The organism is Microbacterium sp. RURRCA19A (assembly GCF_900156455.1).
Taxonomy (GTDB): domain Bacteria; phylum Actinomycetota; class Actinomycetes; order Actinomycetales; family Microbacteriaceae; genus Microbacterium.
Genome location: NZ_FTNQ01000001.1, coordinates 1,347,979 through 1,362,291 on the forward strand (window position 1 = coordinate 1,347,979; position 14,313 = coordinate 1,362,291).

The window sequence follows — 14,313 nt, forward strand, 5'->3', positions numbered from 1 at the left end:
CCCTCATTCGGTGAAGTACCCGGCGATCGAGCTCGCCTCCGAACTCACCACGTCCGTCGAGACCAGATCCGATGCTCCGTCGTCGAGTGTGTGCGTCCAGGAATCCAGCACGTTCTGGGCAAGCCCGGACGTATAGAGCTCCTGCGTCAGTCGATCGAGTTCGGACTGGTAGAGGGCCGCGAAGGTCGGGTTCGCCAGGAACCGCTCGGAGAGCACGTTGCTCCCTCCGCCCTGTGCGCCACCGCCTCCGCCCTGCACCTGAGGCTGACCCTGCGCCTGACCCTGCCCTCGCGCCTGACCCTGCCCCTGACCCTGACCGCCGCCGCCGGGCGACGCACCGAAAGCCAGATTGAGGTCCCAGGAGACGACCGTCATGAGTCCGGTGCTCGCGTCGTACGAGAGGTACGAGTTGTTGCCGGGGCCGTCGATGTCGTCGAAGTTGTCGACGAGCTCCTGGAAGGCGAGATAGGTCGCGAACGACGTGACGTCGAGGTGCTGGCCGAGTTCCGCCTCGAACGTGGCGTCGTCAGACTCATTGATGAACTGGAGGAAATCGATCAGGGGCGAGAGGTCGTCCTCTCCCGCTTCCTGGTCGAAGACATCGACGTACGACTCCGGGTCGTCGCCACGGTAGGAGTAATCGCCGCCGGACTCGGCCTTGTACAGTGCGGTCGACCCCGTCAGGGCCCGTTCCACCCACGAGTCGTCGGGATTCTCGACGACGAGGCGCAGCGCCTCCGCGCCGTTCACCTCCACCCGGGTCGCCACCGCCTGCTCGGCCGCGAGCCCCGACGCCTCCAGCAGATCAAGGGCCACGGCCTCATTGAGCGAGGTCTCGGAGCTGTTCCCCCGGATGACGAATTCGACAGACCCGTCGTGTTCCTGCCCGTCGACGAACTTGTCGATATCGACGATCCAGGGAAGGTCTTCGGGGTTGTCGGCGCTGAGATCCGCGTCCGCTTCGGTGGAGAGACCGCGCAGCGACGAGTTCCCTTTGAGCTTGAGCCCGACGTCGTCGAATGTGACGCCGTCGATGACGACGGTCGCTTCGATCCACTCCTTCTCACCGTTGTCGATATACGCCGCGATGAGAGCGTCGTAGTCGGCCTGGTCGTACGAGATCGAAAGGGAATGCACGACGGATTGGTCCCAGAACCCCTCCTCCGCGATGCTCTCGCCGGTCGCAGCCTCCGTCGAAGCCGCTGTCGGAACGCCCCCCGCAGCATCGGTCGGGGCGGCCGAACTGCAGCCCGCTACCAGGATCATCACGGCGACCGAGCCCATTGTCGCGGTCGCGATCCTCTTTCGTCGTGTCATACCGGTGATGACACCAGCAGGTTCTCAACCCTCCACAAAGCGCGCCTATGCGCCTTCGGTGAGTCCTTCGTCGCGAGGCGAGCGCGCCCGCCGGTGGGAACGGATCGCTCGCGCTATCCTCCCCCCATGCGTCACGTCGCTTTCGTCCGGAACCTCAACCGGGGACAACGGGGGCACGTCACCACCGCGGAGCTCGTCGCGGCCTTCGTGTAGGCGGGATGCCACGACCCGGTGCCCTTCCAGAGCAACGGCACCGTGGTGTTCGAGGGCGACGCGGAGCGGGCGCAGGACGCCGCGCTCGCGCTGGCCGCTCACGCGGGCGTCGAACGCGAGGTCTTCACCCTGACGCTCGACCGGGTCCGCGACATCGTCTCCGATCACGACCCGGCCCCGGACGCGAATCGACGCGAGCTGACGCTCCACGCGCGGAATCGGATCACCTTGGATGCCACGGCTCAGACGGACGCCGGACGACGCCGCTGCGTTCTGCTAGACACCGGTGTCGGGTGGGTCGTGTCGCTGAACGAGCGCGCCCGAGAATCCAACGCCACGCCCGTACTGGAGAGACTCACCGGAGCCCCGGCCACCTCCAGCGGGATACCGACGCTCGAGCGGTTGATCGACAGGTTTTCTCGAGGCAGACGAAGCGGCGTTTCCGCACGCACCTCTGCGGTCCATTTCGCGGTCGCCGACCCACTATCGTTCGATACCGATGGGGGTTTTCGTCCCCCGCGTCGGGGGGCGCATTCATGACTCGTTCGAACGTGCGCGCAAGCGCAGAATTTTCGTCGTCCACGTCCGCAGATCGCCGAGCGAAACGGCGGATTCCCACGTGGTTGTGGGTGGTCCTCGGCATCCTTCTCGCGATCGTCGTGGTGCTCCTGTCGCCAATATTCGCGGTCATCTTCCTGGTCATTCTCATCACGGGAATCGTCGCGCTCGCGAAGAACAGTAGGACATGGTTGCGATTCCGGAGCCGTAAGGCCGCCGCATGGGTCACGGCCGTCGCAGCGGTCGGGTTCCTGATGACCGCGGGAATCACGAATGCCGCTGTCGTCAACAGCCCGCCGAAGAACCCGGTCGCACTCGCGGCCACGCCGGTGAGCGCCGCCACGCCGACCGCTTCGGCGACGCCGACCGCGTCTCGGCCGACCCCGACTCCCACCCCCACTCCCACGGCGACGCCCTTCCAGCTCGTGTCCGTGATCGACGGTGACACCATCGACACCAGCCTCGGCAAAGTTCGCCTCATCGGCATCGACGCCCCCGAGTCCGGCTCCTGGGGATACGACCAGGCGATGAGAGAACTCACGGGGTTCCTGGCCCCCGGTGGCGCGGTCCTCGTCTCGGTCCCCGGCCGCGACGACAAAGACCAGTACGGGCGCCTCCTGCGATACGTCCAGGTCAATGGCGAGGACGCCGGCACGCACATGCTCCGCAGCGGGTGGGCGATCGCCCGGTACGACGGCCGCGACGGCTACGGCTCGCACCCGCTGCAGGCGACGTACATCAGCGTCGACGATTCCGCGCCGATGCCCGCCGAACCGGCACCCGCACCCGCCGAGCCGGCTCCCGCACCCGCAGAACCCGCGCCTCAGCCGGCGCAACCCGAGCCTGCGCCCGCGGATCCCGCGCCCGCGACGGATCCTCATTTCGGCACGTGCAAGGAAGCCAACGCGAACGGGTACGGCAATTACGTGCGCGGGCAGGACCCCGAGTACGACTGGTACAGCGACCGCGACAAGGACGGCATCGTCTGCGAGTTCTGATGTCGGCTGTTGGGCTGAACACCGTGCCGGAATAGAGAAGGCCCGCCCTCCCCGGCGGGGAAGAGCGGGCCGCGGTCGGCGCCCGACGGGGCACCGGCACGTCTCAGTGCTCGTCGTAGTGGTCGGCGTGCGCCGCGTGGCGGTGGCCGTCGTGGACGTAGTCCACGTGGTCGTCGTGCGCGACGGCCTCGTGGCCGCAGGCGTCTCCGTGGGCGTGGTCGTCGGGGCCGTGCTCGGCCTTCGACTCGTGCTCGTCGTAGTGGTCGCCGTGCAGCGCGTGGTGGTGCGTCCCGTGCACGTAGTCGACGTGGTCGCCGTGCTCGATCTTCCGGTGTCCGCAGTCATCGCCGTGCGCGTGCTCGTCGACGGAGTGTTCCGCGTGCGTCTCGGTGGTGCTCATTGCTCGTTCCCCTGCTCGTTCGGTTCTTGGACGTGGGCGATCGCATCGAGCACGACGTGAGCGACGTGCTGGTCGGCGAGCGCGTATCGGATCTCTTTGCCCTCGCGCTCCGAAGTGACGAGCCCGGCCTGGCGCAGCGTCCGAAGGTGTTGAGAGACCAACGGCTGCGACAGCCCGGCCTCGTCGGCGAGCGCACCGACCGTGAGCGGTTCACGGTTCAGCAGCCAGACCAGCGCGAGGCGGGAGTCGTTGCCGAGGACCTTGAAGAGCTCAGCGGCCTCGGAGAGCCCGGCGATCCTGTCCACGCATCAAGAACAACAGACACATAAAGAAATTGCAATGTGTCTAGACAATCGGGAACGGTTCTCGTTCGCGTTATCCCTGACGCCCCTTCCACCGGGGGTTCAGCTTGTTGATGACGAACACGCGCCCGCGGCGACGGACGACCTGTGCACCGGGCTGGCTCTTCAGTGACTTGAGCGAGTTGCGGACCTTCATGGCATCCTCCTGTTGATAACCGTTCTCAATAACACGATAGGCTGTCCTCCGATTCCCGACAAACGAGAGGCGGATGCCGTGGAGACGACGATCGTGACGATGGGGGTGTGCGCCCCCGAACGACAGGCGTACGCCGAACGCGCCGCCACCGCCCTCGGCCGCCCCCTGCACCTGCTGCGGTACCGCGATCTCCGCGCCGCGCACGCCCTCCCCCACCCTCGGCCCCGCAGCGACCACGAGCGAGTGGTCGTCGATCTCGGCACCGACGTCGATCTGCTCCACGCGATCGCCGCACGCGGCGGGATCGACGTCGAAGCCGTGTGCGTCGTGGACGCCCGGCACATGATCGGAGACCTCCTCGATGAGGCGCCCCTCGTGGCATCCACCGCTCCCGGGGACTCCCGCGGCGACGTCGGCGCCCGCGCCCGCCAGGCGGCCCTCGCGCTCGAACTCGCGACCCGGATCGTCTGGGTCAACTGGGAGGCGGTGCCGACCGCCGCCCTGGCGGTGCAGATGGCGCTCGCGTCGCACCTCAACCCCGGAGCGACGCTCCGCCTCACCCGCGACCCCCACGCCGACCTGTCCGCCGGGGCCCCGCGCGCGGACGAGACCGAGGTCCTCGAGCGGGCGGGCTGGGTCCGCGCGCTCAACGACGAGCACGACCCGTACATGCGCGACAACCGCGTCAGCACGCTGCGCTACGACCAGGTGCGCCCCTTCCATCCCGCGCGACTGCAGCACGCCCTCGACCGCCTCGACGACGGCGCCGCAGGACGCCTGGTCCGCTCGGCGGGGTTCTGCCGCGTGGCGTCGCGCCCCGGCATCCTGGCGCGCTGGGAGCACGTGGGATCGGCGATGTGGATCGAACCGATCGGCACCGACGACGGTCGCATGGGCCTCGGGCAGGAGATCGCCTTCACCGGACTCGATCTCTCCGCACCGCGACTGAGGCACGTGCTCGACCGCGCCGCGCTCACCGACGACGAACTCGCGGCCGGTCCTGACGCGTGGGTCGCGTTCGACGACCCTCTGCCGGCCTGGCCGACCGTCGACCTGACGATCCCGGATGCCACCGACTGACGGCGCCGTACCGCGGGAGGAGATGCGGCGAAGGGAGGACTGTCGGAGGCGGATGGATCCTCCCCCCGACGAAACCCCTCCCGTCGGCTATCGGCGAGCCGACGCGACTCAGGCGATACGCGTCCCCGGGGGCAGTCGCTTCGCCGGGGTCCGGGTGCGGGCGATCCCCCACGCGAGGAGACCCCCGGCGAGCACGAGCTGCAGGAAGAGGCCCACGAACCAGCTGGGCACCGTTCCCGCGATCCGGTCCTCCGTCGACGGACCCTGGAGTGTCACGTTGGCGCAGTAGTCGTACGACTGCGCCACGTCGGGAGCGAGCTGCGCCAGGCGCACGCCCGTCGCGATCTGCGAGAACAGGTCGGACGGGTTACCGTACTGGTCGTACGTCGGCGGGGTCGCATCGGCGAGGATCACGAACGGGTTCGCCGCCAGCACTCCCCACACCCGGTCGAACCGAGGAACCTCGCTCGTGTACGTCGAGGTGGTGCACCCGATCTCGTCCGGACGCGGGCACTCGGTCGCGTCGTTCTCCATGTACGGGTCGCATCCGGCGGGGACGGCGTTCCAGTTCAGGTCGCGCGTGGTGATCGTCTGCTCGGTCCGCAGCGCCGTCCCGCCGAGCCCGAACGCGATCAGCGTCCCCAGGGTCAGCGCGGCCACCAACAGGTAGGTCGTCGCCACGGAGAAGACCGGACGCGCCACGATCGCGCTGACCCCGACCCCGATCGCCGCCACGACTCCGACCTCGAGAACCAGGATGCCGAGCGACGAGGCGATCACCGCGGGGTTGAGCTCGCCGACGAACGTCGCGATGACGAGGAACGGCAGCGCGACGACGAGGAAGGCGAGCCCCGAGATCCACGCCGCGAGGAACTTGCCCAGCACGATCTCCGTCGTCGTGACCAGTGTCACCTGCACGGGGGCGAGGGTCGCGGCATCCCGGTCACCGTTGACGGCGCTGCCGCTCAGGGTCGGCGACACCAGGAGCACGAGCAGCAGGACGAACATGATGACGAGCGAGTAGAACCAGCCGTTGCCGCCGGTGCTCAGCGAGAACGACGAGAACGACAGGGTCAGCAGCGCCAGCAGGATGACCGCGAAGATGCCGAGCAGCACGTACCAGCCCACCGACCGCACACGCTGACGCAGGTCGATGCCGATGACGGTTCCGAGGCGACGGGCGTTCATTCGGGGCTCCCCTCGGCGGCTGCGCCTCTCCGGAGGTCGAGGAAGGCGTGTTCGAGGTCGCCGACCGCGGGGGCGTACTCGACGACCGGGATCCCGGCTCCCACGAGCGCCCGGAGTCCCGCGACCGCGGCGGGCTCGTCGGCGAACGAGACGAGCAGGTCACGGCGATCGACGCCCACGTCTTCGGGCGCGCGTCCGAGAGCCGCCGCCACGGCGTCGCGGTCGGCGGTCGTTCCCCGAGAGGCATCCGCCGCCAGTCGCACCCGCCAGACGCGGACGCGGGTCGTCGCGGCGGCCACACGGTCGCGACCGACGGTACGGCCGTCGAGCAGGAAGACGGCGTCGTCGACGACCTCCTCCAACTCCGAGAGGACGTGGCTGGAGATCAGGATCGTGCGCCCCTCGTCGGCGAGGCGCCGCAGCAGCACGCGTAGATCGATGCGCGCCTGCGGGTCGAGGCCCGACGCCGGCTCGTCCAGCAGCAGAACCTGCGGCTCGTGGACGAGAGCGCGCGCGAGCGCCAGACGTTGCTTCTGCCCCCGCGAGAGCACGCGGGCCGCCGAGCCCGCGAGCGGGACGAGGTCGACGAGCTCGAGCAGCCGGTCCGCGCGCTCCCGGGCCTCGGCGCGGGAGAGGTCGTACAGCTGGGCCGTGGCGACCAGCACCTCGCGCGCGGTCAGCGTCGGCCACGCGCCCAGGGAGTCCGGCATCCACCCGAGCAATCGGCGCGCACGGGCGGGGTCGGCAACGGGGTCGACCCCGGCGATGCGCACGTCTCCCTGGTCGGGTCGGAGGAGCGACGCCAGCATGAGCAGCAGTGTCGTCTTGCCCGAACCGTTGGGGCCGACGAGCCCCGTCACCCGGCCCGGTTCGGCGGTGAAGGTCACCTCCGCCACCGCTGTCACGGCGCCGAACGCCCGTTTCACCCGCACTGCTTCGATGCCCGCGCCCCCTGCGTCCATTCCCCCACCCTACGGGCGCACGCCGACATGCCCCCGATTTCAGGGCCGTGGTTCAGGATCCGGCGAGCGCGCGGCCGAGCGCGTCGCCCGACGCCCACGCCGTGCGGACGGCGGCCGCCTCGCCCCACGCGTCCCCGCACCACGACAGCCCGGGCGTCCGGAGGAACGGCTCGCCCGTGGGGCGCGCGGGGCGCGCGAAGGTCCAGCGGTGCGCTCGAACCGAGTCGGGCTCGGCGCCGATTCCCAGCAGCCGTCGTGTGGCCGCCACGACCGCGGGGATCGCGTCGTCCGGCGCATCGAGGTGGCGCCGCGCGGCGTCGCCGGTCGAGTGCACGACGAGCACCGGCGCCCCGTCGCCGCGGCGGTCGCCGTCGTCGGCGAGGAACGCGATGTCCGGATCTCCGTTCACGAACGCCCCGTGCAGGTCGACGGGCCAGCGCCGCTCGTCCCACCGCAGCACGACCGCGATGACCGGCTCCCACTCCTGCGGGGCGACCGGGATGCCGTGCCCCAGGCGCCGCGCCTGCGGTTCGGGCATCGCGAGCACCACCTCACCGGCATCCTGACCGTCCACGCGGAAGGGCGCGGCGCGCGTGACCTCGCGCCCCGACTCGACGTCGATGCCGTCGGCGAGGTCGAGGACCAGCGCGCGCGACCCGGCCGGCGCCGCCCAGCGCATCGGTCCGGTCTTGCGCGTCTCCGCTCCGTCGGCATCGAACAACGAGAACGTGTCGGTCCACGGGCGGGCGACGCCACGGGACTCCCAGTCCGCGACGAGGCCCGCGAATCCGGCGTCCTCGCCCACGACGAAGTAAGAGGCGCCGAGATCCACCGCGCGTCCCTCGAGCGTCCGACTCGCCAGCCGCCCGCCGGGCCGACGCCCGCGATCGATCACGCGCACCGATCCCCCGGCGTCCCTCACCGCCCGGGCGCACGCGAACCCCGAGATCCCCCCGCCGACCACCGTCACGTCCACCGTCATCCCGCCATCCTCTCCGTGGGAGCGAGCCGCGCGCCGGGGCTTGCGTCTAGGCGCGGAAGAACGGCACACCCAGGTCGGGGTGATCCACGAAGACGCCGTCCAGCCCCGCGGCGCGCAGCACCGCCCACTCCCGCTCGTAGTCGCCGAAGGCCGCGGGCCCGCCGGCGCGGCGGAAAGCCGGCAGCAGGAATCGGTTCTCGGGGCGACACGTCCACGTGAACACCCGCAGCCCGCGCGCGTGCGCGTCGGCGACGAACCGGGCGGGGCCGTGCACACGACCCCATCGGTCGGGCGCGAGGATCAGTCGCTTGTCGGGGCTGATGCCGTCGACCGCGTCGGCGAGGGAATCCAGCCCCGCCGGGGTGAGCATCGAGGCGTAGGACGCCGCCTGTGCGCCGTCCCGGTGCCGGAGGTCGGCGGGTGCACCGCTCGCCTCGACGAGCTGCACGAGGGGCGCTCGGATGCCGCGCTCGCGGAGCCGCCGCAGGACGAGCGGTTCGAAGGACTCGATGACGAGCGCGGGGTCATCCCACCAGGCCGCCTCGCGGAGCTCCCGCTCGACGAGTTCGGCTATGTCGAACCCCGCGCGCTCGAAGAACGCCGCGTGCTTGACCTCGAGCACCACGCCGACGCCCCCGGCCCGCGCGAGATCGAGCACGTCGCGCAGACTGAGCACGGGATCGACGTCGTCGTGCTCCGCACTCCCCGGACGCACGTCCGGGATCCGCTCCCGACAGCGGAGCGTCTGGAGCTCCGCCCAGGTGAAGTCCTCGGTGAACCACCCCTCCAGCCGCTCTCCGTCGACGACCGCACTGCGTCGGCGGGACGCGAACTCCGGCCGCGTCGACACGTCGGTGGTCGCGGCGATCTCGTTCTCATGGCGGACGACGAGCACTCCGTCCTTCGTGGGCACGACGTCCGGCTCGACGGCATCCACCCCCGAGGCGATGGCCCGCTCGTACGACGAACGGGAGTGCTCGGGGAGATACCCCGGAGCTCCGCGGTGGCCGATGATCAGAGGGCGCTCGACAGGCACCGGCCCAGGCTATCCGGCGGGCCGTCAGGGGTCGCTCGCTCATAGCAGAATCCCAGTCCGTCCCGGGATTCTCGCGGCATCCTCGGCTAGTGTTGGTCTACAGCACGGTGCTGTGATCATCAGCAATTTGGAGTGTGAGTCCCTGTGGCCCTCAACAACCCGGCATTCAACAACCCGGCGTTCCAGGACCCTCGTGGCGGAGCCCAGACCCGTTACAGCCCCCCGCCCGCCGAGTCGATGACCGCCGCCGCTGCGGCCGCTGAGACGGCGAACATCGAGGGCATGTACTCGGCCCCGTCGGCGGGCGCGGTTCAGACCGACCGGATGACGGTCGAAGACACCGTCTTCAAGACCCTCGGCCTCTTCGCCGTCCTCGTCGTCACCGCGGTGGTCGGCTGGATCTGGACGATGAGCACCGTCACGGTCGCCAACCCCTCGCCGAACGTCCTGCCGATGGTCATCGGCGGTCTCGTGGGCTTCGTGCTCGCGATGGTCGCGACGTTCAAGAAGAAGCCCTCCGTGCCGGTCTTCATCGCCTATGCGGCGTTCGAGGGTCTGTTCATCGGTGGCATCTCGTCGTTCTTCGAGTTCATCTACCCCGGCATCGTCGTGCAGGCGACCCTCGCGACCCTCTCGGTGGTCGGTGTGACGCTCGCGCTCTTCGCCAGCGGCAAGATCCGCGCCTCGGCCCGTGCCACCAAGATCTTCCTGATCGCGATGGTCGGCTACCTGGTGTTCAGCCTCGTCAACCTCGGCCTGATGCTCTTCAACGTGCCCCTCGCCGGCGGCGCGTTCGGCCTCCGCAGCTCCATCGAGATCTTCGGCATCCCGCTCGGTGTCATCATCGGCGTCTTCGTGGTCATCATGGCCGCGTACTCGCTGGTGCTCGACTTCGACCAGATCCAGCGCGGCGTCCGCAACGGCGCCCCGCGTGTCTACGGCTGGGTCGGCGCCTTCGGCATCATGGTCACCGTCGTGTGGCTGTACGTCGAGATCCTGCGCATCCTCGCGATCCTTCGCGGCAACAACTGACGCACCGTTTCACACGGAGGGCCGTCCCGTTCGGGGCGGCCCTCCGTCGTTGCGCGGCGAGTGGTGGGCCCTTCCGCGACGAGCGCCACTCCCTCGCGCGCGCAAGGGAGTCCCACCCCGGATGCCGCGGGGCTAGCCTCGCCGCATGAGCCCCGCCAGAACGCCCCCGACGATCCTCGACGTCGGCGGACACGAGGTCCGCGTCACGAGCCCCGACCGCATCGTCTTCCCCGGGCCGGGGCTCACCAAGCTCGACCTCGTGCGGTACTACCTCACGGTCGCCGACGGAGCTCTGCGCGGTGCCGGCGGTCGACCCATGGTGCTCAAACGCTTCGCGAAGGGCCTCGACCAGGAGCCGTTCTTCCAGAAACGCGTTCCCGAGAATCACCCCGACTTCATCGACACCGCGACGCTCCGCTACGCCTCGGGCACGTCCGCCGAGGAGACGGTGATCCGAGACGCCGCGGGTCTCGCCTGGATCGTGAACCTCGGATGCCTCGACCTGAACCCGCATCCGGTGCGCGCCGATGACCTCGACCATCCGGACGAGCTGCGCATCGATCTCGACCCCATGCCCGGTGTCGAGTGGGCGCAGATCGTCGACGTCGCCTTCACCGCCCGTGACGTCCTCACCGACCACGGCCTGGTCGGGTGGCCGAAGACGTCGGGATCCCGCGGGCTGCACATCCTCGTGCGGATACGTCCGGAGTGGGAGTACCCCGACGTGCGGCTGGCCGCGGAGACGCTCGCCCGCGAGGTCGAGGAGCGTGCACCAGGTCTCGCGACGGCGCGGTGGTGGAAGGAGGAGCGCGGCGAAAGCGTGTTCGTCGACTTCAACCAGAACGCGAAGGACCGCACCGTGGCATCCGCGTACTCCATCCGCCCGCTTCCCGACGCGCGCGTGTCGACCCCGCTCACGTGGGACGAGCTCCGCCACCGCCGCCCGGAGGAGTTCACGGTGCTCACGGTGCCCGAGCGCTTCGCCGCGATCGGCGACCCGCACGCCGGCATCGACGCCGCCGCGGGATCGCTGGACGGCCTGCTCGCCCTGGCCGAGCGGATGGGTCCCGCCGACAAGCCACCCCGGGGGTCGGACGGCTCGGGGCGCCGCGCGTCGACCATGCCCCTCATCGAGGTCGCCCGCACGAAGACCAAGCCCGAGGCGCTCGACGCCCTCGAGCAGTGGAAGGCGCGGCATCCGGAGACCGCGGCGGCCCTGCATCCCGCCGACGTGATGCTCGACGGCATGCGCGGGTCGAGTTCGCTCTGGTACCGGGTGCGCATCAACCTGCAGCATGTCCCGGATGCCACCCGCCCCCCGCAGGAGTCTCTGATCGCCGACTACGACCCCTGGGCCGGCCGGTCCTGACCGCCACCGCTCCCAGCCGAGTCGAGCGTCCAGGACACGCCGCACGGCCGTACGCGCTGACGGCGTGTCTTGGACACTCGCCGGCGGCTACCGCCGCGTCGGGCGCGACAGCGCTTCGGCGGACGCGGCCGCGAGCGTCTCCATCGCGCGCGCGGGGCTCAGCGCCGTCGCCCCCACCCGCGCCTCCGCAGAGAGACGCTGCCGCAACGCCGCGTCGCGCAGCACCCGCACCAGTGCCTCGGCGAGCGCGTCCTCATCGCCGTCCGGCACGAGGATGCCGCCGCCGTCCGCGAGCATGTCGCGGGGGCCGTAGCGGATGTCGTACGCCACAACGGGAACGCCGTGCGCGAGGGCCTCGGCGAGCGCGAGCCCCTGCCCCTCGAACGCCGAGGTCGTGAGGTACACCGCCGCCGAGTCGAGGACCGCACCCGGATCGAGGGTCAGCCCCGGCAACGACACGGCGTCGCCGAGTCCGAGGTCGGCAACGAGCGTCTCCAGCGCCTCACGGCCCGGACCCGCGCCCCACAGTTCCAGTCGCGCCTCGGGCAGTTCCTCGACCACCCGCGCGAATGCGCGCACGGCGTGGTCGAGCCTCTTCCCCGGAGCGAGTCGACCGAGCACCACGACGGGGCCCTCCGTCGCATACGCGCCCTCTTCGGGAACGGGGATGCCGTGCGGCGCGACGACGTCGGCCCGGTCGTCGCCGAAGCGGGCCCGGACATCGTCCCGTTGCCAGGCCGTCGGCCACAGCACCGCGTCGAAGCGCGGCGCCGCCGCCAGCCACCTCTCCCACAGCGCGTTGACCGGGGCATCGGCGGTGAAGGGCGGCTCGAGGTGGATCGTGTGGACGGTGTGGAGGATCCGCACGTCGGAGGCGTCCCACCCGACGAGCAGCTCGCCGAGTTGTCGCGACTCGCAGATGAGCACGATCGGACGCGCGATCTCCGCACGCAGCCGCGACACGACCTGCGCGAGCCAGGCGCGATAGAGCGCCCCGAACCCGTCCACGACTCCGACGACGTCGCCCGCGGCGTCCCGCACGACGATCGGCGCCGCCGAGAGGTGCCAGTGCGGGTCGACGACGTTCGGCAGATCGACGGCTCCGCCGGCGACCGTCCGATACTCCAGCGCCGGGTCGCCCTCCCCCGGTCGGGCGGCGGTCCGCAGCCAGCCCGCCGCCCCGCCGTCGGGTCCGACCGCTTCGTCGAACAGATTCCGGAACACCTCGGATCCCACCGCCGCCCCGCGCCGCACGAACTCCGCGCGGTGCTCGGCGTGCGCCTCTGCCGTGCCGGGATCGACGGTGAGCATCAACGTCGGGGCACCGGCATCCGCCATCTGCCGCGCGCGCGCGAGGGTCGAGATCGTGTACCCGCCGTCGAGGTCGGGGATGAGCCGGCTCGAGAGGATCAGGTACCACGCGTCCGGGAACATGCCCCCATCCTCCCCCACGCCTCGGTCCTCAGAGAGACGGGACGGATGCCGCTCTCGGCCGCGCCGCGAGCAGGGCCTCGCCGACCACGCCGAGCACGAGGATCGCCACGCAGCTCACCGCCATCACGGTGAAGCCGAGCGGGGGTCCCGCGGCATCCACTCCCACTCCCGCGAGCGTCGACCCGAGCGGGATGCCGGCCCCGACGCCCAACGACGGATACGCCAGGAGTTCCGTGACGCGGTCCCGATCCGCGCGTGACTCGACGAGTGCGAAGCCCGCCACGAGCACCGGCCCGATCAGAGCCCCGACCACCGCGGCGACCGCCAGCGAGACGAGGCTGTCGGCGACGAACGGCAACGCCAGGCCGGCGACGGCGAGGAGCACGCTGCTGCCCAGCCAGCGGGCGCGCAGCGAGGCCCGGTGGCGCAGGGCTCCGTAGACGAGCGCGCCCGCGGTGTTGCCGAGAGCGAGGGATGCCATCATCAGCCCCGCCAGCCACGGGGAGCCGAACCGGTCGGCCCAAGCGACGCTCGTGACGTCGAACGACCCGAACATGCCGCCGACCCCGATCCACGCGACCGTCACGGGGAGGATGCCGAGCGGGGGCAGCAGGCGAGGCCGAGGACCGGTGAGGACGGCGCGGGGCGGCTGCGATCCGCGCAGGAGACCGAGCCACAGGAGCCCGATCGCACCCACCACCACGATCACGGCGATGCCGACCTGCGGCGCGGCGGCCGCCGCGATCAGCGTCAGCACCGGCGGCGCGATGACGAAGACGCTCTCATCGGCGATCGATTCGAGGGCGAAGGCGCTGTGGCGTCGCTCGGGCGAGACCAGGGTGCTCCACCGCGCACGGACGGCGGGGCCCACATCGACCGAGACGGCTCCCGCGACCACCGCGAGCACGAACCACGTCGCGACGGGCATCTCGGCGAGCACCGCGCCCACGAGCACGGCGACCGCGAGCGACAGCGTGAAGGCGGCGAGCAGCAGCACGGGCTGCTGTCCACGGCGGTCCATGAGTCGGGACCACAGCGGGCCCGCGAACGCCATACCGACGACGAACGCCGCACCCACCCCGCCGGCGAGCGCGAAGCTTCCCGTCGCGGTCTGGACCAGCAGCACGATGCCGAGATTGAGCGTCCCCCGCGGGAAGCGGGCGACCCACCCCGCGAGCGTGAACCACGGGGCACCCGTCACACGCAGCACGTCGCGGTAGCCGGAGAAGTCGATACGGGTCACGGG

15 protein-coding genes are annotated in these 14,313 nt (G+C 70.7%); 5 read left to right on the top strand and 10 right to left on the bottom strand.

Annotation, left to right across the window (positions count from 1 at the left end; translation table 11 throughout):
- Positions 1 to 3 precede the first annotated feature (3 nt).
- Entirely contained in the window at positions 4 to 1,137 is a 1,134-nt protein-coding gene (locus tag BW982_RS06435; protein WP_254845531.1) for a CotH kinase family protein, read from the bottom strand.
- 411 nt (positions 1,138 to 1,548) lie between these two features.
- Here BW982_RS06435 and BW982_RS18145 point away from each other — a divergent pair, with 411 nt between their 5' ends.
- A complete protein-coding gene (locus BW982_RS18145; protein ID WP_076491171.1) occupies positions 1,549 to 2,070 on the top strand; it encodes a hypothetical protein in 522 nt (173 codons plus the stop codon).
- An 89-nt stretch (positions 2,071 to 2,159) separates the two neighbouring features.
- Entirely contained in the window at positions 2,160 to 3,086 is a 927-nt protein-coding gene (locus BW982_RS18150) for a thermonuclease family protein (protein ID WP_076491172.1), read from the top strand.
- 103 nt (positions 3,087 to 3,189) lie between these two features.
- Here BW982_RS18150 and BW982_RS06450 read toward each other — a convergent pair whose 3' ends face one another.
- From BW982_RS06450 to ykgO, 3 genes are all read right to left on the bottom strand, one after another.
- Positions 3,190 to 3,486 carry a hypothetical protein gene (locus tag BW982_RS06450; RefSeq protein WP_076491173.1) on the bottom strand — a complete coding sequence of 99 codons (297 nt, stop codon included), beginning with the start codon at positions 3,484 to 3,486 and terminating at the stop codon, positions 3,190 to 3,192.
- A complete protein-coding gene (locus tag BW982_RS06455) occupies positions 3,483 to 3,791 on the bottom strand; it encodes an ArsR/SmtB family transcription factor (RefSeq protein WP_076491174.1) in 309 nt (102 codons plus the stop codon). Before BW982_RS06455 ends, BW982_RS06450 begins: the two co-directional genes overlap by 4 nt.
- A 70-nt stretch (positions 3,792 to 3,861) precedes the next feature.
- On the bottom strand, positions 3,862 to 3,984 hold the full coding sequence (gene ykgO, locus BW982_RS06460; RefSeq protein ID WP_076491175.1) for a type B 50S ribosomal protein L36: 123 nt from the start codon (positions 3,982 to 3,984) through the stop codon (positions 3,862 to 3,864).
- A gap of 78 nt (positions 3,985 to 4,062) precedes the next feature.
- Between ykgO and BW982_RS06465 the strand changes: the two genes are divergently transcribed.
- Complete coding sequence (locus BW982_RS06465; protein WP_254845532.1) at positions 4,063 to 5,064, top strand: GTP-binding protein; 1,002 nt, start codon at positions 4,063 to 4,065, stop codon at positions 5,062 to 5,064.
- 108 nt (positions 5,065 to 5,172) lie between these two features.
- Here the strand turns inward: BW982_RS06465 and BW982_RS06470 are convergent, their stop codons facing one another.
- From BW982_RS06470 to BW982_RS06485, 4 genes are read right to left on the bottom strand one after another with little or no spacing between them, the layout of a single operon-like run.
- A complete protein-coding gene (locus tag BW982_RS06470; protein WP_076491176.1) occupies positions 5,173 to 6,252 on the bottom strand; it encodes an ABC transporter permease in 1,080 nt (359 codons plus the stop codon).
- On the bottom strand, positions 6,249 to 7,214 hold the full coding sequence (locus tag BW982_RS06475; RefSeq protein WP_076491177.1) for an ABC transporter ATP-binding protein: 966 nt from the start codon (positions 7,212 to 7,214) through the stop codon (positions 6,249 to 6,251). Before BW982_RS06475 ends, BW982_RS06470 begins: the two co-directional genes overlap by 4 nt.
- Before the next feature lie 52 nt (positions 7,215 to 7,266).
- Positions 7,267 to 8,196 (bottom strand): NAD(P)/FAD-dependent oxidoreductase, encoded by a 930-nt coding sequence (locus BW982_RS06480; protein WP_076491178.1) that lies wholly within the window; start codon positions 8,194 to 8,196, stop codon positions 7,267 to 7,269.
- Between the two features lie 46 nt (positions 8,197 to 8,242).
- Positions 8,243 to 9,232, bottom strand: coding sequence for a glycerophosphodiester phosphodiesterase family protein (locus BW982_RS06485; RefSeq protein ID WP_076491179.1), 990 nt, complete (start codon positions 9,230 to 9,232; stop codon positions 8,243 to 8,245).
- Positions 9,233 to 9,376: 144 nt separating this feature from the next.
- Here BW982_RS06485 and BW982_RS06490 point away from each other — a divergent pair, with 144 nt between their 5' ends.
- Positions 9,377 to 10,264, top strand: coding sequence for a Bax inhibitor-1/YccA family protein (locus tag BW982_RS06490; RefSeq protein WP_076491180.1), 888 nt, complete (start codon positions 9,377 to 9,379; stop codon positions 10,262 to 10,264).
- Positions 10,265 to 10,409: 145 nt separating this feature from the next.
- Positions 10,410 to 11,633 carry a non-homologous end-joining DNA ligase gene (gene ligD, locus BW982_RS06495; RefSeq protein WP_076491181.1) on the top strand — a complete coding sequence of 408 codons (1,224 nt, stop codon included), beginning with the start codon at positions 10,410 to 10,412 and terminating at the stop codon, positions 11,631 to 11,633.
- Between the two features lie 87 nt (positions 11,634 to 11,720).
- Here the strand turns inward: ligD and BW982_RS06500 are convergent, their stop codons facing one another.
- Positions 11,721 to 13,067 (bottom strand): glycosyltransferase, encoded by a 1,347-nt coding sequence (locus BW982_RS06500; RefSeq protein ID WP_076491182.1) that lies wholly within the window; start codon positions 13,065 to 13,067, stop codon positions 11,721 to 11,723.
- Between the two features lie 28 nt (positions 13,068 to 13,095).
- Complete coding sequence (locus tag BW982_RS06505) at positions 13,096 to 14,310, bottom strand: MFS transporter (protein ID WP_076491183.1); 1,215 nt, start codon at positions 14,308 to 14,310, stop codon at positions 13,096 to 13,098.
- Between the last annotated feature and the right edge of the window lie 3 nt (positions 14,311 to 14,313).